This window comes from Nostoc sp. FACHB-892 (genome assembly GCF_014698795.1).
Lineage (GTDB): Bacteria > Cyanobacteriota > Cyanobacteriia > Cyanobacteriales > Nostocaceae > Nostoc.
Map to the genome: position 1 here is coordinate 70,869 of NZ_JACJTR010000028.1, position 22,005 is coordinate 92,873.

The 22,005-nt window shown below is 42.3% G+C and carries 23 protein-coding genes and 1 tRNA gene; 16 read left to right on the plus strand and 8 right to left on the minus strand.

The genetic code is table 11. The annotated features are described in order from the left end of the window. Window positions 1-219: 219 nt before the first annotated feature. On the plus strand, window positions 220-714 hold the full coding sequence (locus tag H6G96_RS27640) for an NINE protein (protein ID WP_190915500.1): 495 nt from the start codon (window positions 220-222) through the stop codon (window positions 712-714). A 77-nt stretch (window positions 715-791) separates the two neighbouring features. Here the strand turns inward: H6G96_RS27640 and H6G96_RS27645 are convergent, their stop codons facing one another. Then, window positions 792-1,454: a DUF2996 domain-containing protein gene (locus H6G96_RS27645; RefSeq protein ID WP_190915502.1), complete on the minus strand. Its 663-nt coding sequence runs from the start codon at window positions 1,452-1,454 to the stop codon at window positions 792-794. Between the two features lie 510 nt (window positions 1,455-1,964). Between H6G96_RS27645 and H6G96_RS27650 the strand changes: the two genes are divergently transcribed. The 5 genes from H6G96_RS27650 to H6G96_RS27670 all read left to right on the plus strand — a co-directional run bounded on the left by H6G96_RS27650 (window position 1,965) and on the right by H6G96_RS27670 (window position 8,133). Further along, the gene (locus H6G96_RS27650) at window positions 1,965-3,461 is read left to right on the plus strand and encodes a carotenoid oxygenase family protein (RefSeq protein WP_190915504.1); all 1,497 of its coding nucleotides are present in this window, start codon (window positions 1,965-1,967) and stop codon (window positions 3,459-3,461) included. 104 nt (window positions 3,462-3,565) lie between these two features. Next, window positions 3,566-4,147, plus strand: a complete 582-nt coding sequence (locus H6G96_RS27655) for a Uma2 family endonuclease (protein WP_190915506.1) — start codon at window positions 3,566-3,568, stop codon at window positions 4,145-4,147. Between the two features lie 349 nt (window positions 4,148-4,496). Beyond that, entirely contained in the window at window positions 4,497-5,861 is a 1,365-nt protein-coding gene (gene miaB / locus H6G96_RS27660; RefSeq protein ID WP_190915508.1) for a tRNA (N6-isopentenyl adenosine(37)-C2)-methylthiotransferase MiaB, read from the plus strand. Between the two features lie 588 nt (window positions 5,862-6,449). Next, entirely contained in the window at window positions 6,450-7,760 is a 1,311-nt protein-coding gene (gene thrC, locus H6G96_RS27665) for a threonine synthase (RefSeq protein ID WP_190915510.1), read from the plus strand. Window positions 7,761-7,857: 97 nt separating this feature from the next. After that, on the plus strand, window positions 7,858-8,133 hold the full coding sequence (locus H6G96_RS27670) for a ubiquitin-like small modifier protein 1 (RefSeq protein ID WP_114083352.1): 276 nt from the start codon (window positions 7,858-7,860) through the stop codon (window positions 8,131-8,133). Window positions 8,134-8,585: 452 nt separating this feature from the next. On the opposite strand, the gene H6G96_RS27675 is transcribed toward H6G96_RS27670, so the two are convergent. Then, a complete protein-coding gene (locus H6G96_RS27675; RefSeq protein WP_190915512.1) occupies window positions 8,586-10,241 on the minus strand; it encodes an iron uptake porin in 1,656 nt (551 codons plus the stop codon). Between the two features lie 318 nt (window positions 10,242-10,559). Between H6G96_RS27675 and H6G96_RS27680 the strand changes: the two genes are divergently transcribed. Continuing rightward, on the plus strand, window positions 10,560-12,929 hold the full coding sequence (locus H6G96_RS27680; protein WP_190915514.1) for a hypothetical protein: 2,370 nt from the start codon (window positions 10,560-10,562) through the stop codon (window positions 12,927-12,929). Between the two features lie 84 nt (window positions 12,930-13,013). Here the strand turns inward: H6G96_RS27680 and H6G96_RS27685 are convergent, their stop codons facing one another. Continuing rightward, complete coding sequence (locus H6G96_RS27685) at window positions 13,014-13,205, minus strand: hypothetical protein (RefSeq protein WP_190915516.1); 192 nt, start codon at window positions 13,203-13,205, stop codon at window positions 13,014-13,016. A gap of 202 nt (window positions 13,206-13,407) precedes the next feature. Here H6G96_RS27685 and H6G96_RS27690 point away from each other — a divergent pair, with 202 nt between their 5' ends. The 7 genes from H6G96_RS27690 (at window position 13,408) to H6G96_RS27720 (ending at window position 17,754) form a co-directional block, all read left to right on the plus strand. Next, window positions 13,408-13,614 carry a hypothetical protein gene (locus tag H6G96_RS27690; protein WP_190915518.1) on the plus strand — a complete coding sequence of 69 codons (207 nt, stop codon included), beginning with the start codon at window positions 13,408-13,410 and terminating at the stop codon, window positions 13,612-13,614. Window positions 13,615-13,781: 167 nt separating this feature from the next. Further along, window positions 13,782-14,873 carry a threonine synthase gene (thrC, locus tag H6G96_RS27695; protein WP_190915520.1) on the plus strand — a complete coding sequence of 364 codons (1,092 nt, stop codon included), beginning with the start codon at window positions 13,782-13,784 and terminating at the stop codon, window positions 14,871-14,873. 270 nt (window positions 14,874-15,143) lie between these two features. Then, window positions 15,144-15,734 (plus strand): CpcT/CpeT family chromophore lyase, encoded by a 591-nt coding sequence (locus H6G96_RS27700; protein ID WP_190915522.1) that lies wholly within the window; start codon window positions 15,144-15,146, stop codon window positions 15,732-15,734. A 165-nt stretch (window positions 15,735-15,899) separates the two neighbouring features. Beyond that, window positions 15,900-15,970, plus strand: a tRNA-Cys gene (locus tag H6G96_RS27705). A gap of 309 nt (window positions 15,971-16,279) precedes the next feature. Then, complete coding sequence (locus H6G96_RS27710; RefSeq protein ID WP_190915524.1) at window positions 16,280-16,543, plus strand: hypothetical protein; 264 nt, start codon at window positions 16,280-16,282, stop codon at window positions 16,541-16,543. Further along, the gene (locus H6G96_RS27715; protein ID WP_190915526.1) at window positions 16,533-17,030 is read left to right on the plus strand and encodes a hypothetical protein; all 498 of its coding nucleotides are present in this window, start codon (window positions 16,533-16,535) and stop codon (window positions 17,028-17,030) included. Before H6G96_RS27710 ends, H6G96_RS27715 begins: the two co-directional genes overlap by 11 nt. 151 nt (window positions 17,031-17,181) lie before the next feature. Further along, window positions 17,182-17,754 (plus strand): hypothetical protein, encoded by a 573-nt coding sequence (locus H6G96_RS27720; RefSeq protein ID WP_190915527.1) that lies wholly within the window; start codon window positions 17,182-17,184, stop codon window positions 17,752-17,754. 54 nt (window positions 17,755-17,808) lie between these two features. On the opposite strand, the gene H6G96_RS27725 is transcribed toward H6G96_RS27720, so the two are convergent. Together H6G96_RS27725 and H6G96_RS27730 are read right to left on the minus strand one after the other, a co-directional pair. Then, window positions 17,809-18,027 carry a hypothetical protein gene (locus tag H6G96_RS27725; protein WP_190915529.1) on the minus strand — a complete coding sequence of 73 codons (219 nt, stop codon included), beginning with the start codon at window positions 18,025-18,027 and terminating at the stop codon, window positions 17,809-17,811. 1 nt (window position 18,028) lies between these two features. Then, entirely contained in the window at window positions 18,029-18,187 is a 159-nt protein-coding gene (locus tag H6G96_RS27730; RefSeq protein ID WP_190915531.1) for a hypothetical protein, read from the minus strand. A 106-nt stretch (window positions 18,188-18,293) separates the two neighbouring features. Here H6G96_RS27730 and H6G96_RS27735 point away from each other — a divergent pair, with 106 nt between their 5' ends. Further along, window positions 18,294-18,932 (plus strand): hypothetical protein, encoded by a 639-nt coding sequence (locus H6G96_RS27735; protein WP_190915533.1) that lies wholly within the window; start codon window positions 18,294-18,296, stop codon window positions 18,930-18,932. Window positions 18,933-18,981: 49 nt separating this feature from the next. Further along, window positions 18,982-19,149 (plus strand): hypothetical protein, encoded by a 168-nt coding sequence (locus tag H6G96_RS27740; protein WP_190915535.1) that lies wholly within the window; start codon window positions 18,982-18,984, stop codon window positions 19,147-19,149. Window positions 19,150-19,218: 69 nt separating this feature from the next. Here H6G96_RS27740 and H6G96_RS27745 read toward each other — a convergent pair whose 3' ends face one another. The 3 genes from H6G96_RS27745 to H6G96_RS27755 all read right to left on the minus strand — a co-directional run bounded on the left by H6G96_RS27745 (window position 19,219) and on the right by H6G96_RS27755 (window position 21,518). Continuing rightward, window positions 19,219-20,928: a hypothetical protein gene (locus H6G96_RS27745; RefSeq protein WP_190915537.1), complete on the minus strand. Its 1,710-nt coding sequence runs from the start codon at window positions 20,926-20,928 to the stop codon at window positions 19,219-19,221. Beyond that, a complete protein-coding gene (locus tag H6G96_RS27750; protein WP_190915539.1) occupies window positions 20,925-21,119 on the minus strand; it encodes a hypothetical protein in 195 nt (64 codons plus the stop codon). Before H6G96_RS27750 ends, H6G96_RS27745 begins: the two co-directional genes overlap by 4 nt. 144 nt (window positions 21,120-21,263) lie before the next feature. Next, window positions 21,264-21,518, minus strand: coding sequence for a hypothetical protein (locus H6G96_RS27755; RefSeq protein WP_190915541.1), 255 nt, complete (start codon window positions 21,516-21,518; stop codon window positions 21,264-21,266). Window positions 21,519-22,005: the final 487 nt, after the last annotated feature.

Here is a 22,005-nt window from a genome sequence, read left to right on the forward strand (position 1 = left end):
AGAGTTGCAACAATCATTCAATATTTGCGGAACCAAGAATTGCGGATTAGTAGTCAGATAAACGTAGTTTCCCGATCAGTACTGTTTCGATCAAGTGGAGTAGCACGCACTTATTTTACTCTCAAAGCATTGCTACCTCAGTAATTTTCTGTAGTTGCAACTACAATATGGAAAACCCATCTTAGACAACAAGAGCAAATCCAAAGAGTTGAAAACAAGATGAATCTTGAAAAAAATCAGCAGAAAGACCGACTTCTTGTCTCTTACATCTTGTGTGCAGTCGGATTTATGGGGGTGGGGGGATTGCACCGTTTCTACAATGGCAAGATCGGAACTGGTTTGTTCTGGCTGTTGACTGGTGGTGTATTTGGTATAGGGCAGATCGTGGATTTGTTCTTTATCCCCAACATCGTTGAGGAATACGAACACAAGCTGAGACTAAAAGCAGGTGTATCTTCCTTCGGTGTGCCGTTGAATCAAGCAGTGGTTACCTCTCAAGTTCACCCTCCAACAGGAAACCAACTGATGATTAAACTGATTGAAGCGGCGGAAAGTAAGGGTGGTATTTTAACTGTCACTCAAGGCGTTAAATTTACGGGCGCTAGCTTTGCTGAAGTAGAAGCTACTCTCAATGAGATGTACAAATCAGGTTATGTAAAAATAGATAACGACCCCAATACTGGAGCCGTTATTTACCATTTCCACGAACTTTAATTTGTCATTTTGTCATTTTGTCACTTGTCCTTTGTTCAAAACCCAATAACTAATGACTAATGACCAATGACCAATGACTAATTTATACCTAGCCACTTTTGACCACCCAAGCGCTGAACTAAGCCATATACCAACAAATCGAGTGTAATTTTACGCTCATCGATTAAGAATGACTCAAGAGTGCTAGGTTTTTTCCCTTCATTACAGGAAAATCCCTTTTTCCCTTGAATATCTTCTTCAGGGAAATACAGGTTAAACTGACGCTGACCTGTTTCTTTCCAACTGCCGATAATTTGCCAGCATTCTTGGGCAGATTCAAAGCCAGTGATTGGCACTTTCTGCTTGGCAAAAGACACCTGTAAATCTTGCACACCTTGTTGAGCGATCGCTTTTTGTAAAGCTGGTAAGTAGTCTTGCTCAATGAACTCTACAAATGGCTTATCTTCAACAGATGGGGCTTTTTCCTTTTTTGCAGCTTTAGCTGCGGCGGCTGGTTTTTCTCCTGTTGCGGCGGCTGCTGCGGGTTTTTCTCGCTTGGGTGATGCAGCAGCTGGTTTAGCAGCATTGGGGTTATCTTCGGAGTTTGCAGCTTTAGGGTCTGGCGCGTTAGCAGTAGGAAGGTCTGTAGCTTCGGGTGAGTCTGTACTAGGAGCGTGTTCTTCAGCCACACTGGGAGCTTGCTGGTCAACTGTGCTGGGAGCTACTTCTCCCGCTTGATTGTGATTGGTTGGGTCTGCCATTGCTCAGGTCAATCCTTTAATCTAGCTTTTGGAGCGATCGCTCACCTTGAGGTATCGGGTATTTTTATTTTGACATACTAGTGCAGCAGGGCAATAATAACTCTACAGTTAAAAATAACCCAAAGGCATAGGATATAAGCTTTCTCGCCTTCTCTCCCCTACCCCTTCAATTGTAGGGCGATCGCTATCTGTATAGTCTGTACCCAGTAAAAAATCTATAATCTTCCGAAAAGAAAGAGCATGTAAATTAGGATGCCTAGTACGTTACGGCGTAAATAGAGCAACCATTGAAAATCTTTAAAAAGCTTATTCCATAATATTTTTGACTTTAGACTTTTGACTTCCGCCTTGCGGTACTAGGCAGCAGCCAGAAGCTAGTTAGGCAACAAATACGAAAGTTAGCCAAAATGCGATCGTGTCCTCAGCCATATCCAACTTTAGCTAACAAAAAATGAAAATGTAAGAATGCAGCTATGTAGATCGATAATTTAGGTACGCAAAAAATCTGTTATGCAGACTAGTGAGGAAAAGTCAACAATAAAAGCCTGGGCAGGTGCGATACCTTCTCGACGAGAGGCTACGCCAACGGTGAGCTTTCCTGCGGAACGCTGCACGAATGCTAACGCAGAATCGGCAAAAGAATTTCCCGCTACCCAATTGCCAATTCTTTCTGGCAAAATTCCAAATAGCTTGCGTGGCACACTTTACCGCAATGGGCCCGCACGGCTAGAACGCGGTGGCATTCACGTGGGACACTGGTTTGATGGAGATGGAGCAATTCTGGCTGTAAATTTTACCGATGCAGTTGCAACCGGGGTTTATCGCTACGTGCAAACCTCTGGTTATCAAGAAGAAGCCGCAGCAGGTAAACTAGTCTACGGCAATTATGGCATGAATGCACCAGGCCCAATTTGGAATCAATGGCAAAAGCCCATCAAGAATGCTGCCAACACCTCGGTGCTAGCACTTCCAGATAAACTTTTGGCACTATGGGAAGGTGGTAAACCCTACGCCCTCGATTTACAAACTTTAGAAACTTCGGGTGAAGATGATTTAGGGGGGTTAACCAAAGGATTAAACTATTCTGCACATTATAAGCGTGATAAGCAAACAGGAGAAATTTTTAATTTTGGCATTAGCCCTGGATTAAATGCGATGCTTAATATTTACAAAAGCAATTCAACTGGGAGGATTATCCAACAAGCCGCATACCAATTAGATGGTGTGCCATTAGTGCATGATTTTGTTTTAGCAGGACAGTATCTTGTATTTTTCATTCCGCCAGTGCGGTTGAATATCTTACCTCTGCTAATAGGAATAAGCAACTATAGTGATTCGCTAGAGTGGCAACCTAAACTAGGAACTCAGATTTTAGTTATTGATCGGGAAACCCTATCTGTAGTGAGTCGTGGAGAAACCGAACCTTGGTTCCAATGGCATTTTGCTAACGGTTATGTAGATGCTAGCGGTTCAGTGATTGTGGATATCGCCCGTTATAAAGATTTTCAAACTAACCAGTATCTCAAGGAAGTAGCGACAGGTAAGACTCACACCGTAGCTAAAAGTACATTAACGCGAGTTCATCTGCATCCTCAAACTGGCAAAATTACGTCAATTCAACCGCTATTGAACGGACATTGTGAATTTCCCAATGTACCACAGCAAAACGTGGGGCAAGCTTCCCGTTACACATATATGTCAAAATTCCGTTCAGGAACAGATATTAGCCAAGAAATATTAAATGCGATCGCTCGTTTTGATCATAAGACCGAAACCCTCACCGAAGCAGACTTTGGAGAAAACCGTTATCCTTCAGAACCCATCCACGCCCAAAACATCCAAAACCCTGCACAAGGTTGGCTACTAACCGTTGTCTACGATGCCAATTCTCATAGTAGCGAAGTTTGGGTATTTGATAGCGATCGCCTGGATGCCGAACCCGTTTGTAAACTAGGATTACCTAGCGTCATCCCTCATAGCTTCCACGGCACTTGGAACCCAACCTAATAAACCCTCTGCGTTAAAAAAAACAACGCTACAGTAAAAACGAATAGCATTGATCAGACATATCTGGTCAATGTAAAATCAAAAATTCCCAAGAATCTTGTCCTATGCAATTACAAGAAAAACGCAACTATTCTCCCACAGAATATCTAGAACTAGAAGTCATTTCCGAGTATCGTCATGAATATATAGATGGTCAAATTATACCTATGACAGGGGGAACACCAAATCACAACCAAATAGCTGGTAATTTTTATGCAGCCCTCAATTTTGCTTTGAAGCGGCAACCTTATCGAGTATTCGTAGCTGATCAACGTCTATGGATTCCCAAAAAGCGAATTCATACATATCCTGATGTAATGGTTGTTGCAGGCTCATTAGAGTTTTCTGAGGGACGTAAAGATACAATTACTAATCCCTTAGTAATTTGTGAAGTCCTATCCAAATCTACTAGAAGCTATGATAAAGATGAAAAATTTGCGGCTTATCGTACCATCCCCAGTTTTCAGGAATATGTTCTAATTGATCAGTACAAAAATCATGTAGAACAATATTCTAAAACTGATGAGAAAAAATGGATTTTCTCTGAATATGAAGAAGATAGTAGTATCCTAATACTATCCTCTATTGAATTCCAAATCCCTTTATTAGATATTTATGCTAAAGTTGACTTTGATATTCAAGAATAACTTTATTCTAATTAGTTAACTAAGCAACAACGTAAATATCAGCATTTATCGCTTATGAGTCTATTATCATAAATCTAAAGTTTCCAAAAAATGCATTATAATTTATATAATTTTTGCTAAATATAATCATCATAAAATTTTGGTTTGTAGTCAAAACTTTAATCATGTTTACGAGACGCTACACGGTAAGCGCAGCTATGCCCAAAGAGCTTTACATAATCAACGCTTCAGTCCTGACTACAAACATTTTTACTCAGATTGATTAACCGCACATGATATTACAGTGATTTACGCGGGTTAGAATAGAAAAAAACTCTATATACATTTCGCTGATTAAGCATAATTGCCCATGACCACTTCTAAACGCCACTACCACATCACTACCTTCGGTTGTCAGATGAATAAAGCTGACTCAGAGCGCATGGCTGGCGTTTTGGAAGACATGGGCTTTGAATGGGCAGAAGATCCAAATAATGCAGATGTAATTCTCTACAATACTTGCACAATTCGCGATAATGCCGAGCAAAAGGTATATTCCTATCTTGGCAGACAAGCAAAGCGCAAGCATGAGCAGCCTGATTTAACCCTCATCGTTGCTGGTTGTGTTGCCCAGCAAGAAGGTGAAGCGCTATTGCGGCGAGTCCCAGAATTAGACTTGGTAATGGGGCCACAACATGCCAACCGCCTCAAAGATTTGTTAGAGTCAGTCTTCGACGGCAACCAAGTTGTTGCAACCGAGTCAGTTCATATTATTGAAGATATCACCCAGCCGCGACGGGATAGTAAAGTAACGGCTTGGGTAAATGTCATTTACGGCTGTAACGAACGCTGCACCTATTGCGTGGTTCCCAATGTGCGCGGTATCGAACAATCTCGCACACCGTCAGCTATCCGGGCTGAAATGGAAGAATTAGGACAGCAAGGTTACAAGGAAATTACTCTACTCGGTCAAAATATTGACGCTTACGGCAGAGACTTGCCGGGAGCAACAGCAGAAGGACGACATCTGCACAACTTCACAGATTTACTTTATTATGTACATGATGTGCCGGGGATTGAAAGGTTAAGATTTGCTACTAGCCATCCCCGTTATTTTACAGAGAGATTAATTAAGGCTTGTGCTGAGTTGCCTAAAGTCTGCAAACACTTTCACATTCCCTTTCAATCTGGGGATAATGAACTTTTGAAAGCGATGTCGCGGGGTTATACTCATGAAAAATATCGCCGCATCATTGATACCATTCGGCGGTATATGCCAGATGCTTCTATTAGTGCTGATGCGATTGTCGGTTTTCCTGGGGAGACAGAAGAACAGTTTGAAAATACCCTGAAACTGGTGGAAGATATTGGCTTTGATATGTTGAATACAGCAGCATATTCGCCGCGTCCAGGGACACCAGCCGCTTTGTGGGATAATCAACTGAGTGAAGAAATTAAAAGCGATCGCCTCCAACGGCTCAATCATTTGGGAAACTTGAAAGTAGCCGAGCGATCGCAACGTTACTTTGGACGCATTGAAGAAGTTTTAGTAGAAGACCAAAACCCCAAAGATCAAACCCAGGTGATGGGACGTACTGATGGTAATCGTCTGACATTCTTTAGTGGCGACATCAAAGAATTGCAAGGGCAATTGGTGAAGGTAAAAATTACTGAAGTTCGCCCTTTTAGCTTGACAGGTGAACCAGTTGAAGTTGCAGCAGCAATTTTTAGATAAATAAACCACTGACTGACAAACTGAGGGAGCATCTCACCTTTGCAAATATACCAGGCGATTAGAAATCGCGGCTACACAAACGAACGCGAGTGCGTCTCTAAGAGTTGTCCGCCTACGCAAACTCAAAGGAATTGAAACCCACGGAGGTGGGTTTTGTCTGTATAGCCGCGAATTCCATTCGCTAGGGCAAACGTGTTTTTACACTCATTGAGATGCTCCCCAAACTGACCTTAAATCTTTGAGCCAACTGGACTTGAGAGCCTTCTTTTGCTTCCCAAGGTATAATCACGCGAGTACGCAAATCTATTTCCCTTCAGGTCTGTTGTAGGCGTGTTACCAAAAACAACGGTAATAATCATATCTATTTTATGTGTTAATGCTTAGATTTTATGAATATTTGTTTTTTTATAACATTAAAATCCTAAGCATAAATACTAGGCAAAGGGATTACTATGATCAAAAGTTTACAAAAATCACTCCTTTCAATACCAACTATACCCGACTAAAAATGTCGGGTATGTTTGACTGGTATTTTTGCTCGTGTTAGTATCAGGCGACAGCAGACAGACAAACAGGGAAAGCTAGTTTATGACTCAGGCAATCAAAACCCAAACCCAAACTCAAAGCAGCACTGCCTACTTTCAAGCCTTAAAGTGTAAAGAATGTGGTGCGGAATATGAACTTAAAGCCAGTAATGTTTGTGAGTTATGTTTTGGCCCGTTAGAAGTCAAGTATGACTACAGCGCCCTACGTCTAACTGTTACTCGTGAAACAATTCAAGCCGGGCCCAATTCAATTTGGCGCTACCGTCCCTTTTTGCCTGTTGCAACTGACAATGTTATAGATGTGGGAACGGGTATGACTCCCTTGGTTCGTTCTCACCGCCTTGCCCGTCGCCTGGGTCTAAATAAGCTTTATATAAAAAATGATGCCGTTAATATGCCCACCCTTAGTTTTAAGGATCGGGTAGTATCAGTTGCCCTCTCCAGAGCGCGGGAGTTGGGTTTCACTACTGTTTCTTGCGCTAGCACGGGTAACTTGGCTAATTCTACAGCTGCGATCGCAGCTCATGCCGGTTTAGACTGCTGTGTATTCATCCCCGCAGATTTAGAAGCAGGTAAAATTATTGGTAGCCTGATCTACAGTCCTACCTTAATGGCCGTCAAGGGTAACTACGATCAAGTGAATCGTCTCTGCTCTGAAGTTGCTAATACACATGGCTGGGGTTTTGTCAATATTAACCTGCGTCCTTATTATTCTGAAGGTTCCAAGACACTAGGTTTTGAAGTTGCAGAACAACTAGGCTGGGAATTACCCGATCATGTTGTTGCTCCCTTAGCATCTGGTTCACTATTCACCAAAATTTATAAAGGTTTCCAAGAATTTATCGAAGTTGGTTTGGTAGAAAACAAGAGCGTTCGTTTTAGCGGCGCTCAAGCTGAAGGTTGTTCACCCATCGCCCAAGCCTTTAAAGAAGGACGCGACTTTATTAAACCAGTTAAACCGAATACAATTGCTAAATCGTTAGCGATCGGTAACCCAGCAGACGGCATTTATGCTGTAGAGCTAGCTCAGAAGACTGGTGGTAATATTGAATCAGTCAATGATGCAGAAATTATTGATGCCATCAAGCTGCTGGCAGAAACCGAAGGCATCTTCACAGAAACGGCTGGTGGTACTACCGTGGCCGTGCTGAAAAAACTGGTAGAAGCTGGCAAAATTGATCCAGATGAAACTACCGTGATTTACATCACTGGCAATGGTCTGAAAACCCAAGAAGCAATTCAAGGCTACGTTGGCGAACCCTTGACTATTGATGCCAAACTCGATAGTTTTGAACGGGCGCTAGAGCGATCGCGTACTCTGGATCGCTTGGAATGGCAACAAGTCCTCGTTTAATTATGAGTTAGGAGTTATGAGTTATGAGTTTTTTTATTCCTAACTCCTAACTCCTCACTCTTAACTCCTCACTCCTAACTTTTCACTTTGTACTTCTATGGCTGTAACAGTTTTAGTTCCTACGACTCTTCAGAATTTGACTAATAATCAAGCTACTCTAGAATCCAACGGTAGCACCATTGCTGAATTATTGGACTCTTTAGAACAAAGCTTTCCTGGGATTAAATCGCGGTTGTGCGATGACGAAGGCAAACTACGTCGGTTTGTAAATTTTTATGTCGATAGCGAAGATATTCGCTATCTAGATGGTATTAATACAGCCCTAAAAGATGGCGATGAAGTAAGTATTGTTCCTGCTGTCGCTGGTGGTTAATACTATTTATCTCGTCTTTTATTTGGCTTGCTAGTTGGAAAATCGCTTTAATGCAAGTTCTGGACGTAAAAATCCTTCTAGTTATTTTATCGAATTTAACATCTAATCAATCTGCCATAGCCTAGAGGCTATGGCAGATTGATTTTCTATTTTAGAATTCGGCTATATTAGGGTAATTTTATATCAGGTTTCAGGATATTTGCACACATTCTATGGGAAGATGCCCTATGAATAAATAATGAGTAAATTGATTCGGAATGTTGTTATGCACTAGATTTATATAGAGGTTTGGTTGACCGCCAAACCTTATTTTTATATCTATGTAAAATGCGGCATGATGTATAGGAAATTGAGTATAGGGGATTGAAAAAGAAATTTCATTGGTTTTTGTGGCCAATTGGCTATAAGTGTTTGTCAATACTTAAGTTCAATAATTTGATGTGCAAGCGCAATTAAAAAAGAAAAGTACTCCGCAGAATGCCGATGGTAACTGAGTCACTATCTGGTGTGTGACCAGGCTCCAAGATATGAATTATTCCTGGTGTAAGGCTAATGTTATCTGTTAGCTGAAAACGATAAAATGCCTCAATTTGAGTAGTCGTCCCTGGTTGTCCACCTGCACGTCCTAAACCAGTATTGATAAAATCAGGAACATTATTCCCTACAGGTAAGTTGCTACTAGTAATTTTAGGAGGTTGACCGACATAAATTCCCCCTAAATTTCCTTTAGCAAATAAATCAGGGAAATTCATAAACACCATATAATTCGTCGTTTCTACATTTCCTGCTTGCCCAGGAATATAAGATTTAGTATAGCCACCCCACGCACCTGCGCTAATGCGGGGAGAAATCTGCCAAGTTACAGTCGCACCCACGGCGTTAGTTTGCAGAGGTGCTGATCTTCCGGTGGTGGTATTAACTGTAGTTAAGCATTCATCGCCAACAAAGGTTAGTAAACAACCATTTGAAGAGTAATTATTAACGTAATACAAACTTAAATCTAGAGTATCGGTTGGTGTCAGCAGCAATTGCACACCTGTAGTGGTGGTTCCATCAAATAAACCGCTACCTTTACCAGGGTTTCCTGGTTGATAACTAGTATAAATTGCCTGTAAACTAGCGCGTTTAGCAAATTGCCAATCAATAGCTATACCGCCGTGACCATATCCCATATTTAAAATTGGGTTTCTTTGGGCAAAATAAGACAACGGCCCTGTTGCAGCACTTTCTACCCGATTGGGACCTCGGAAAGCAGTTGGCATACTTACGCCTTCTGTTCCCACCATCACTGCTAATTTATCTGTCACTAGCCAATGAAAATTGAGGTCACTTACAATCAAGTTATCTGTAGGAAATTCGTAGCCAAGTAAAACATCATTTCGAGAAACACTATTGGTAAATCTCGGCGCAGTAGTACCCTTACCATCTAAAAGACCCGTAAACAAGTAACTACGGGGAGTAATTTGGCTAGTTAAATACAGCTGCCCCAAGGATATAACATCAGTGTTTGTCCCCGCATCATCTGTATCTTTTTGTCCATCTCTAGGATTCACATCACCACGATTGCTAGTTCGTCCTTGAATGCCAACTATTAGTAATCCACTGAGTTTGGTTGTTGTTGAGAATTGATTGGCTTTGATTTCAGAGTTTCTGGCTTCTAAACTATCGACACGACCCCGCAAAGTTGCTAATTCAGGGACAAATTCTGACTGCAATTTTTGTAATATTGCTAAATCTTCTCGGGTGGCTAAATTGCTGGTGGCTGTAGTGATTAATTCGTTGACTCTATCTAAACAAGCATTCACTCCGGCGGCAAATTCATACCGACTTAACGCCCGATTACCGCGATAGTTGCTATCTGGATAGCCTGCTATACACCCATAACGTTCTACCAAAGACTGTAAAGCTTGGAATGCCCAATCGTTAGGTTGTACATCCTTGAGTTGAGAAACCGATGTAACTTGCGCCATCGAATCTTCTGGGGAGAGGAGAGGAGAATTTAAATCTATACTCTCCTGCGCCTGAGTAGTTACTGTGTCTGTATACTCTTGTGCTAGTGCTTTTTGTGCAACTCCATTTACTCCCGCAATTAGTAACCATGCGAGCATCCAGGTTTTGCTATGACTGTGGCTAATAAGTCTACCTTTCAATTTTTTACACTCTGCTCACATACTTAAGTGAAGAGTGTATTCGCCATTGTCTAAGCTTCACATGAGGAAATCTACGGATTTTGTCCAAAATTCGACTTAATCCTTCTAGGCAACTTCTGAAAGGACGAGTATAACAGGGTATTAGGTATTGGAGACTTTTAAGAGGCAGAAGGAGCAGGGGAGGATGAGGGAGAAGAACCAATACCCAATGCTCAAATGCCCAAATGCCCATTGCTCAACGCCCAAAAAGCTCTACTGGATTGATTGAAAACTAATATGGCAAATCGTTCACGCAAGCCGACACCAAAAGCCTCTAAACAAAATCAACCTCATGCAGGTATGAGGAAACGCGTTGTTAAAAAACCCCAGAAAAAGCTAAAACGGGGAAGTTGGTTGTCGTCAACGCTAGCGATACCTACGGTGGCAAGCTACGCAATTCTCTTGAGTAGTGCTAGTCTAATTATGGCTTTTGCCTGGATTAGCGTTCTCTTTATCTTCAATCCAGACCAGGTAAGCTGGCTAAATAAAATTTTACCTGCATGGGCACAAATCCCCCTTGGTAACCACGAACGCCCCCAAACCCTCAAACAAATTCAACTCGATTTGAGTAAAAAAAACCAAATAGTCGGGGAAACTCTGCCTTTGCATCAAGATGCGAAAAACTCATTTTTACTGCCAATCTTTCAAAAGCGTGCTAATTGTGAATCTGATTGTGAAAAACTTATAGAACTCAGGGTTTACCAGCGTTCAGAAGAGTTAGAGTTTAAATCTCAGTCAGAAAATTACTATTATCTAGCGACTCAACTATCTGTAACTGGGCCAGAAGAATCCTTTGTGATTTCTTCCTCACTTGATGGGACATCAGAACCCCAAGATATTAGCATTCCCTTACCTTTAACTGAAGTGCAACGCTTTGACGATGGAACACCATCACTAGGGGTTTGGTTTAATTTGCTGGGTAAACGCCAACAAGGAACTGGTGCTTACGGTCACGTTATATACTACAATCCAGAACGCACCAATTTACTACAAATGTTGTCTTGGACAAGTCCGAACGGACAATTACCTAAATGGCAGCAGGTAACTGGTGATGGTACAAAAGAGTTAGTTGTTGATCAAACTGTAGGTTTAGAACCGCACTTACAAGTTTATCAAGTCAAGCCTCTCAAATTATTCTTTAAACCAATTCAATTGGAGGCAATTACCCTCCAAACAGTAGCTCTCAATGATTCTGCATATCAAAACGCCCTATCAATTGCCCGTAGTGGACTATGGACACCAGCCTTTGAATGGTTAAAATTCATCAAGAAACAGCGCAAAGGAGTTTTGCCAGAGGCGGCGCAAGCGCAAATGGATTTGATTCGCTTGCATTCCCAACTTACTAAAACCCAAGCCCAGAAAAAATGGGCAAGTCCTAGTCAAGAAGTGCTAGCAGATTTGATTGATGGTCGTTGGGGGAAAGCTTTACAGGTATTTGAAGCGTCGCCACATAATGCCCAAGAAATTGCTACTTTACTCAAAGCTGATGAAAAACGGTTGTGGAATCGCATGGTGGCGGCGTTGCGGGTGAACCCAAATAGATTAGAGGTGCAAGCTTGGTTCGCTTTGATTTTAGCAGTTCAACGGGGGGAAGGACATACTAATTCCTGGTTGAAAGCGCAACCAAAAATTACAAAAGATGACCTTGCCTATATTCAAGGTCTATTAGCAAGACTCAATAATGAGGGTACATCGGGAATATCCTCTACTCACCCTAGTCAAATAGTCGGTACAGTCCAACCAATCACTCAAGTTACTAGCACCCAATGGCTGCAACCCAATTCTTCAACAGACTTGAAACTCACAGATAACCAAGTTTGGTATCAGGTAGAGGTGAGTGCATTTCATGATGGAAAACGCTGGCTAAATTCCCCCTTTGAGAATTTGAACCAACCCAAAACTTCCCCCGCCAAATTTTTATGGACAACTTTGGGAATCACTTCTAACCCTGAAATCCAGATTGTGGTCTGGTTACCAAATGGAGAACAACAAATTACTATAGCCGCTATCAAAGCGGTGCAACTACGGGGTAAAGTTTTGCGCCTATTAGCTGCTGGCCCAAAAATCCCAGAGAATCAAAACGATGTTCTTCAACCCAAACCTTTAGGCTTGACAAATGCAGCACTGGAATGGGTACAACCATCTCCTATCACTCTACAAAAACTGTATCGGCAAAATACCCAAGGGGTTAAGGTAATGTTATCGAGTGTGTGGAAATCTTTACAGCAATCGGGTGAAGTTCCGGCTGGTGCTATTCCTACCTTTGAGCAGATGCAAGAAAAGTTGGGTGATTGGCCCGTTCAAGTCATTGATTTAACAAATAACGTTCAACCAGAAATAATACTGACTATCTCAGCAGAGGCAATAGCATCCTTGAATCAGTCTAAACCTGGAATTCAGGGCGAAAACATAGAGCAACACCATGACCGGACTATAATTTTGTCTGATAGCAATGAAGTCATTTACACTGATTTTACAGGCAATGACTTACAAAGACTAGCTGCGATCGCCAAGCTTTCAGGGGTGCAATCCTTAGCTTTATTAGTAGAAAATGCTCATAACTACAGGTTGAGGCGCTGGTCAGAGAAAAATCAGCGCTTTGAATAGCACGCCCCTTACTCAAATTTAAATTAAAGAGGCACTGGCGACGCCGAATAGCCCGTCGTAGACATCGCTATCTCCCAGAATGAATTATTCTTTTTGGTTGGTTTCGGCTAGACGTTGGTGCTTCAGATTTTCCAACTGCTGTAACAGAGAGTCTACCTCTGCTTGTAAATGCATCAACTTAGCTTGCTGATCGTCTTGATAATAAGACTTGCTTAACTTACTGACCCAGTTAGCGTGGGACTCGCGATCGGAAACACTAGATAAACAAGTAGGCATCGCTAATTAAATCCAAAACTTAACTCACACCACTAGAAATATTATAATAATCTTCTTTTAAGCTTTATTAAATTATTGTATATTTTTCATCAATTACTCTAATGGATTTCAGGTTCAATCATAAGAGACGGTGATCATAATAGCTGTGTTCCAAAGAAAAGGGACTTCCAACTAAAAAAACATTCTATCCCTGCGGGACACTATGCGTAGCAAGATCCCCAAAGAGGTACGCATTTTGAGAGGGCTATTAGCTTTAGAAAAAATTCCGTGGCGGAATGGCAACGAAACCCAAAATTTAAAAAATGTAATGTTAGGAATGGATAAGGGCAAGTCCTTGCCAAAGGCTACTGCCAAGGAGAGACAGCGCATTGCCTATTTAACTGGTATTCTAAATAAAAATGGCAAGTGAAACACCTGCACCACAAAAAATAATATTCTTAAGTGATATTCTTTTGAAATTAAGGGGCAGGGAACTGGCACAGAAAAATTCACTTTCTTCCTCTTTCCCATCCTGCGTTTCCATGTGCCACCCTTTCTAAAATATCCAATCCTTTACATCAAGAAATTTTAAATCCCGTGACTTTGAGCCTGCCTGTTGCTAAATCTCATCGCCAACCCTGGCCCGGACTGATAGAAGCCTATCGCGAATACTTGCCTGTCAGCGAACAAACACCGATTGTAACTTTGTTGGAGGGTAACACACCCCTAATACCAGCACCAGCGATCGCAGAACGCATTGGCAGACAAGTGCGGGTTTTTGTAAAATACGACGGTCTTAATCCCACCGGCAGCTTCAAAGACAGGGGGATGACTATGGCAATTTCCAAGGCCAAGGAAGCAGGGGCAAAAGCAGTAATTTGTGCCAGCACAGGCAACACCTCAGCCGCCGCCGCAGCTTATGCAAGACGTGGGGGCATGAATGCCTTTGTACTGATTCCCGACGGTTATGTGGCGCTGGGCAAGTTAGCCCAAGCATTACTGTACGGTGCAGAAGTACTAGCAATTAAAGGGAATTTTGACCAAGCCCTAGAAATTGTCCGCGAGATGGCCGAAAGCTATCCAGTCACTTTGGTAAATTCGGTCAATCCCTACCGTCTAGAAGGGCAGAAAACAGCAGCCTTTGAAATCGTTGATGCACTGGGTGATGCACCAGACTGGCTGTGTATTCCCGTAGGCAATGCGGGAAATATCACAGCATATTGGATGGGGTTTTGTCAATATCATCAAGCCAGAAAGTGCGATCGCTTACCCCGAATGATGGGATTCCAAGCCGCAGGTGCAGCCCCCTTAGTACACGGTCAGGCAGTAGAAAATCCTGAAACCTTAGCGACAGCAATTCGGATTGGCAACCCTGCTAGCTGGGAATTAGCGATCGCAGCGCAAACCGCAAGCCAGGGGAATTTCCACGCCGTTACCGATGCAGAAATTCTCGACGCTTATCGGCTTTTGGCAGCATCAGAAGGTATCTTCTGCGAACCTGCTAGCGCCGCTTCTGTAGCCGGATTGTTGCAGGTAAAAGACCAAATTCCTACAGGGGCGACAGTGGTTTGTGTCCTCACAGGCAATGGTCTAAAAGACCCAGATACAGCCATTAAACACAATCACAGTCTATTTAAACAAGGTATCGCCGCAAAAGTGGGCGCAGTAGCCGAGGCAATGGGATTTTAAGCACTCTGAAACTAAAAGCGCTCATAATTGAGTCTGACGAGTGTCGAAATAATCCCAAATTGCAAAATGATTGTCGATAGATGAGTTTACACCAAGCCAGACACAGCAAGGCGATTTCCAAGCCAAAATCTAAAATGGTATAATTTTGGATAATTTTTAAGCAACTGGTTAATCATTTTGATTGATCTGCAAAGAAAAGGATACAAAGCAACTAAGTTTATAGGGACTATTAATTTTGAATTTTAAATTTTGAATTCGGAGCGAAGCTACGTGACTCATTCTACTGATATTGCCACCTTAGCCCGGTGGATGGCAGCTGACTTTAGTAATCAAGAACAAGCTTTTGAAAATCCGCCTTTTTATGCCCACATTCGTGTGTGTATCCGTCCTCTACCGTTGGAATTATTCTCAGGAGTAAGTTTGTTTCTCGAACAAGCTTATGATTTTATGCTCAATCAACCTTATCGGATGCGGGTAATGAAGTTGATGCCGGTAGAAAACCATATTGTTATTGAACACTACACGGTTAAAGAAGAACAAAAATTTTACGGCGCATCTCGTGAACCCGAACGTTTAAAAGGTTTATCCGTTGACCAATTGGAAAAAATGTCAGGTTGCAACATGGTTGTAGAGTGGACAGGTAATAGCTTTAAAGGCAGAGTTGAACCTGGAAAATGCTGCATTGTGGTTCGTGACGGCAAAAATACTTATTTGGATAACGAATTTGAAATTGACGCTAAAGAATTTTTCAGCCTTGATCGAGGAAGGGATTTAGACACTGATGAACATCTGTGGGGTTCTATCGCTGGGCCATTTCACTTTGTCAAATGGGGCACTTTTGCTGATGAAGTGAAGGTGTAATCAGAACTCTCTAGCGATCGCCTAAAGACTACCAGAAACATCGAGTTAACCCACTATCTCTACCTTAGAATCCTATGCTATCATGGTTTAACTAGCTTGCTATGGCTACAAAATCGTTACTAAGATACCTTAGAAACATTAAAGTAGTCCAGGAAATCTTGCTGTGGCGGCATAGCCAAGTGGTAAGGCAGAGGTCTGCAAAACCTCCACCCCCGGTTCAAATCCGGGTGCCGCCTTAAGGCTTTCAGCCTTTTAGGATAATCAAAAACAAACAAACTGGGGTAAATGATATTCAAAGTGATATTCAAAGCCCCGATTTATCCTTAAACATCCCAAGGGTTAACCCTGTTTGCCTCTATTTGGCATATCTGGCTAACCAATACTACCCCTAATGTCTTAGCGATCGCCCCAGATGCTTAGTCAGTAAGTGGTTTAATGTCATAGTCTATTGAATCTACTGTAAACCTATCAGTTTACCGAAGTTATAAATAAATATCCTAATAGGTTGACTAAATATCTGTAAGTAATGCACTTGGGATGCGGATATGAAAAAGAAGATTCAGACAAAGCAGATAGCGGTTCGGATGAAGGAATCAACTCTTCAGTGGTTGGAGAAGGAAAGCCTAAGAAGTGGTCAGAGTACATCTGAACTAGTCCGGGAAGGCATCGAGATGCTACAGAAGTCCAGAGACACCCAGGCAGTTCAAGGGCTAATCCAAGAGTATCTATTATCCTTAGATCCCTCTGAGTTTCAAGATGGGCTTCAGTGCCTTATAGACATGATTAAGGAGCGCGTCGATGGCAAATAATAAGCCCTGTGTGGTTAAGGGGCTACCGGAGGATATCAGGGAAGCTGTAGACAATCAGCTTGCCAGAGGAATCCCAGCCCCATCAATATGTAGGTGGTTGTCTAATCAGGGCTTCAAAGTGACAGCTAGGCAACTGTATAACTACAAGGATAAATCAGTACCCAAGGCTGTCCCTAGTAACCCTGAAGCCTCTATTTATTCCCCGGATGCAACAGATAGCCAAATGTTGCGATCGCTGCTAAAGACTACCCTAGATGCTGTTAGTAGCCTGAATGACCAGTTTACCCTTACAGGAGACTTAAGGACTGCCAGAGTACTCCGAGAGATGGCTGAGACTGCCTCTGGTCTTCTAAAGTTCCGACTGACCAATGAACAGCCTGATCCGCATATTGAAGTATCGGTAATCATGGGGAATCTTGAGGCAAAAATGGGGCTACCTGAGACTGATTTGAGTCAATGGCGGAATGATGGCGGAGAAAATGGCTGATTCCGCGATGATGGCGGAGATGATGGCGGAGAACCTTCGCACCAACTAAAAGCCGGAAATCAAGCTTTTAGTCCTAACCAAAAGCCCCTAGGGATGTTACCAGCATTCCTAGGAGCTATCAAATAAAACTTAAACTTTTTTGTAATCCAATATGTCCATTATAGCACACCTCGCCCCCAATGGCGAGAAAAAAGACAGCAGTTACTTTCAGGACTCCTTCGAGTCCCGGTTAGCCTGTGGTAACAGTTGGGAACATAGCCTAGCCGAGCATCTGAAGACTCAAGGGCTAGACAAGGTTTACCATCTGGATCAGCACATGACCCACAGGGCGGTTTATGGAAGCTACAAGCTTGACCCGGATAAATGGCGATCGCGGAGTCAGTCTAAGTTAGCCCAGGGACTCTATGCACAATACCAAAGGGATATCCGAGTTATCCACAGAGGTAAAGGTTATAACATCGAGGTCAAGTCCAAATCAGGCATCTTTGGAAACCATAACATACTAGTAGGTGGTATTGCAACCCGATGGGAGCGCTACAAGTTCCCTGTTCACTTTATTATCGCCATTGATCGCGCTACAGGGGAAGCCAGGGTAACTGAAGCGGATAAGCTGACCAGAGAGACAAGCTGGTTAAGGATTAAGTCTCAGGAGCTATCTTATGGTGTCCCTCGACATCTGTTTAAGCCTCTGGGTAGCTGGCTAGACTTCATTAAAAACCAATAACCAAATAAAAACCCTCTGGACATCCAGGGGGCTATTTGTTTCATCATTAGTTTTCTAGGGTTTATTGGGTGCGCTCTGTAACCATTCCAGTAGTTTCTCAGTTACCCTTGTCTGCTTGTCGATCGCTGTTTCCAGTCTGTCTATTACAACAGACATTTTTTGTTGGTTGTTATTCAAAATCTCTATGGTTTCCTTAAGTGATTTGGAGCGCTTAGGAACCTCTTGGTAGTTCCGAAGTAGCCAGTTAGGTGAATGGGTAGAAAAGTTAAACATATTAGTTATCCTTTAAGGTTTTCTTAACATTTAATCGGGCTTCTCTGATAACAGTTCTGAGAACTGTGCTGATAGATTCTCCAGTGGTTTCAGAGAGTTCTGTAACCCAGTGGTAGCTATTAATATCCAGTCTGACTGAAACTCGCGTGTTAGTGGTCATTGTCTTTCCTTTGTGTTTATCGCCTACATCTATAATGTGTCATTTATTTAATCAGATATTGACAATATACAAACAGAAACCCTAAATATTTCAAGGACTAAGAAAAATGGTTAACCTAGATTATTTGAAACAACAAGCGCGAGAAATGGCAGCAGAGGCAGCTAGGGCGCATAAGGAAGCTGAGGCAGCCCAGAAAGCTATTGATGATGCCAAGGCATTTGCTAGCAAGTCCTCCTTAAATGCGCTCAATGTTATCCAAGATGCTATTCGGATCTGGATTAAGCAAGGTACTTTGACCCGCAGGCAATCGGAAGTATACCTAAACCGCTACCGGGAACTTTGGGGACTAGAAAAAGCCCAAAATGAGTACCTAAGACTGGCTGCTAACTTGTTGAATCATCCCCATTATGGAGTTGAAACAACTACTAGCAGATTTGGTAATGGTGGTTTGATTTGGAAAGGTCAGAACTACAAAAACACTCAAGCACTTTATGAAGCTATTCAAGAGGTTTTAGGGTCAGATCCTTTTGATTCAGTTGAATGGGTAAATGAAATATTGGAGCTTGTTTTTGATGATTCAACAAAGTTAGCTGCTGATACTTTCCTACCAGACCGATTTACCTCAATAGCCAACCTAATCCGCCGGATAGTTCAGGAAGCTAAAACACCTATCAACATCCCCGATATCTCTCAGTTTACTGCTGATGATGCTGCTTTCCTTTCAGCATTCCTCGGTCGGTTCTAAACCACATTAGGAGCCTCTTGGCTCCTTCGATTAACCCTTAACTAAAACAATGCCATCAAAGTTTATTCCAATATTAGATGAAGTTTATTTAGTCGATTCGATCGCCGCTAGATATATCGGAGAGTTCGCTAGAGTCCAGGTATTTGTATCTACTGTAGATGGGGCTGTTATCCGAGTCCCTGAGTTCGAGAAATCCCGGATTACCATTAACCCCTAAGACCTCAACTATTGATCCATAAGTAAACCAATAGCCCCACTAGATATCTAGTGGGGTTTATTGTGCAGCTTAGGCTAGACTATTGGACTTATAAGCTTCCCAGTCAGCATTAATGGTATTTCTGATCAAGGCTACCAGACCATCTGTATTAGTCCCTTCAGGGGCATTAATGGTAAATGATGGGTTAAAGGAAACCGACTTAGCCCCGGTTTCAGTCTTAGGAATAACCAAGGGACTGCTAATGGTTTCCTTAGAGGCTCCCAGGATATTCAAAGGCGCGTCAGAGGGTTTACTAGACTCCAAAGGTAATGGTTTAGACTCTGTAGAACCAAACAAGCGATCGATGCCAGAACCTACAAAAGCCTGAGTATTTCTGATACCTGAGTCAACAAAGTTCCTGATACCGGGTAGAGGGTTAATGGATGATGCTATATCCCTTATTTTTTCATAGATAAAAACAAAGGCTCCCTTAATCATCTGGGCGATCTCTGAAGCTGTATTGGCTATTCCTCCAGCTATTATTTGTACTGGAGCTATTACAAGCGCTTTGAATAATATCGAGGCTACCGAACCCCAATCTATTTGGTAAATACCCTTCCATATAGATACTCCGAGTTTAGATAAACCAGCCCCGACTTGTAGCCAGTCTGTTTTACTAATGGTTCTTTCTAGACCCTTTAGGAATCCATTAGTTATCCCTGTTAACCCTCCGACCATATTGGAGAAAACAGAGTCCAGGCTGTCTATGCTTTCGCCATTAAATAACCCTGCGAAGGTTCCAGAAAGGTCTGATAGCCAATCAGTAACCCTGATAAACCCAGTCATGAAACTGTCGCTATTAATGCCTACAGAGGCTAACAATGGGGCTACTGATTCGCCAAGAGACTTAAGGGACAACATTAGACCTTGAACCGCGTCTAGTCCTGTTCTATTACCCATCTCAGGTATTTTCTTTAGAAACCCAAAGATACCAACATCAGGATTAAATAGGCTGGTCTGTACCAACTGAAACATCGAGTCAACAGTACCATCAAAGCTAGCTAAGGTTTCTGCGGTTATCGATTTCTTTCTAGCCGCATCCATGATATCAAAGCGGGTCTGCGTGGTTAGTTCCTTCCAGTCTTTACCCATGCCCTGTTTAGCGAACTCTCGCAATAGTTCCTCTTTAAGTACTGGGTTCCTGGCGAATAGTTCTATTTGGAAGACCTCTGATAAAGTACCAGAACCGCTAAGGGCTTTATTTACCGCAAAACCCCCCATGTTCATATCAGCCCCTCGGATAGCTCCCAGGACTCCATAACCCTCTGTTAGGCTTAACAAGCGCTCTTTGTATAACTTCTCATTGCCCCCGGATATCCCGGCAACTGTCGCAGATATGGAAGATGCAATGGTATTAAAATCGCTTGTCTCCCCAGGGAGTGCAGCAGCCATTTTGACTATCTCGGCCCTAGTCTCAGCTACTAGGTCTTTGGCTTTACTGAAGTTGACCCCTAAGCGCCCGGCCAAGTCTCCAGCCTCAGCCAGACCCAATGTCTGAATCTTGGCAGCATCTCGGATACTACTACCGATATTTTGGATACCTGATGTAACCATAGACAGACCTTTGGTAAGCATATCAGCCCCAAAGTTACCCATCATGGTACTGAAGATACCTCCATTAGCCCCTATAGAGCTAACTTGAGCGCCTATGCCCTCCATGTTTGCTCTGATGCGAGCGATCGCTGGACTAATCCCGTCGGTAGCGGTTAACCGGACATTGATGGTGTTCTGGCTACTCATGAGGCTTTACCCCCTTGGGTGGTTTCAAGGGCGGCTTCTAAAGCGGGTTTTAGCTGTAACCTTAAAAACTCGGATACCGATAAACCAAACTGACCTGAGTACCACTTAATAGCCTCTGATTCAGTCTCGGTCATCCTGAAGGTTGTCTTTATCACCTTCCTTTGTTCGCTGTCGATCTCTGGTCTTGCCATTATGTTTTCTAAGTATTAGTGTCAGACATCAATACTTAGTCAATAAAGGCGGTAGCTAGGGTCATTTATACCGAACATACTAAAAGCCCTGAAGGTAGCTTATTACTCTCAGGGCTTTATTATGGTTTCTAGGTGTTTTTATTTTCAGATTGCGTTTGTGTTCTCTAAATATTGAACATAAACAACCCGCTTATGATTATTAGATGGACTGAGCAATAACCAATCACTTTTAGCGGTAGCGGATGACCAACAGAAATCATCTATATGGTTAATAGAACCGTCCCAAACAATACCTAAAGATTCCATTGCAACAAGTATCTTTTTTAAGATAACTTCTCTAACAGGAATGTAAAGGTTTTTAGAGAGTTTAACTTGAGATTGTACTGTTGAGTTAGACATGATAAAATAGTTCCTAAGATTTGAATGATTTGTTTTTTGATTGCCGGGGGTAGCTGTTAACTACCTCCGGTATTTGTTTGTCGGTTTACTGTTCAGGCTGTGTTTTGTTTAGCAACCTCATAACCATATACTGATTAAGGGATATCAGTTCGCCTATTTGTTGACAGTAGTCAAAATGTTCCTTCTTTAGTGTTTCGTATTCCTCATCTGAAAACCTAACCGTTATTGCCTTTCCCATTACCTCCTCCGTTTCTATATAACCAATATAACCAGTGTAACCAGTAGTTGCATGAGTAATATTGCGGTAGTCTTAGATATTTTTGATACCACATATCAGGGGCTTTTAGTTGCGGTCAGTCGGCTTCTAGGTCAGCCAAAATAATCCCATCTACTCAAACAGGGTTAACTTATGTGCCAGTTATTAAAAATATGTGCAAGTTATTTTGCTTAGTTATGGTTATATATGCTACAACCACATCAAAGACAT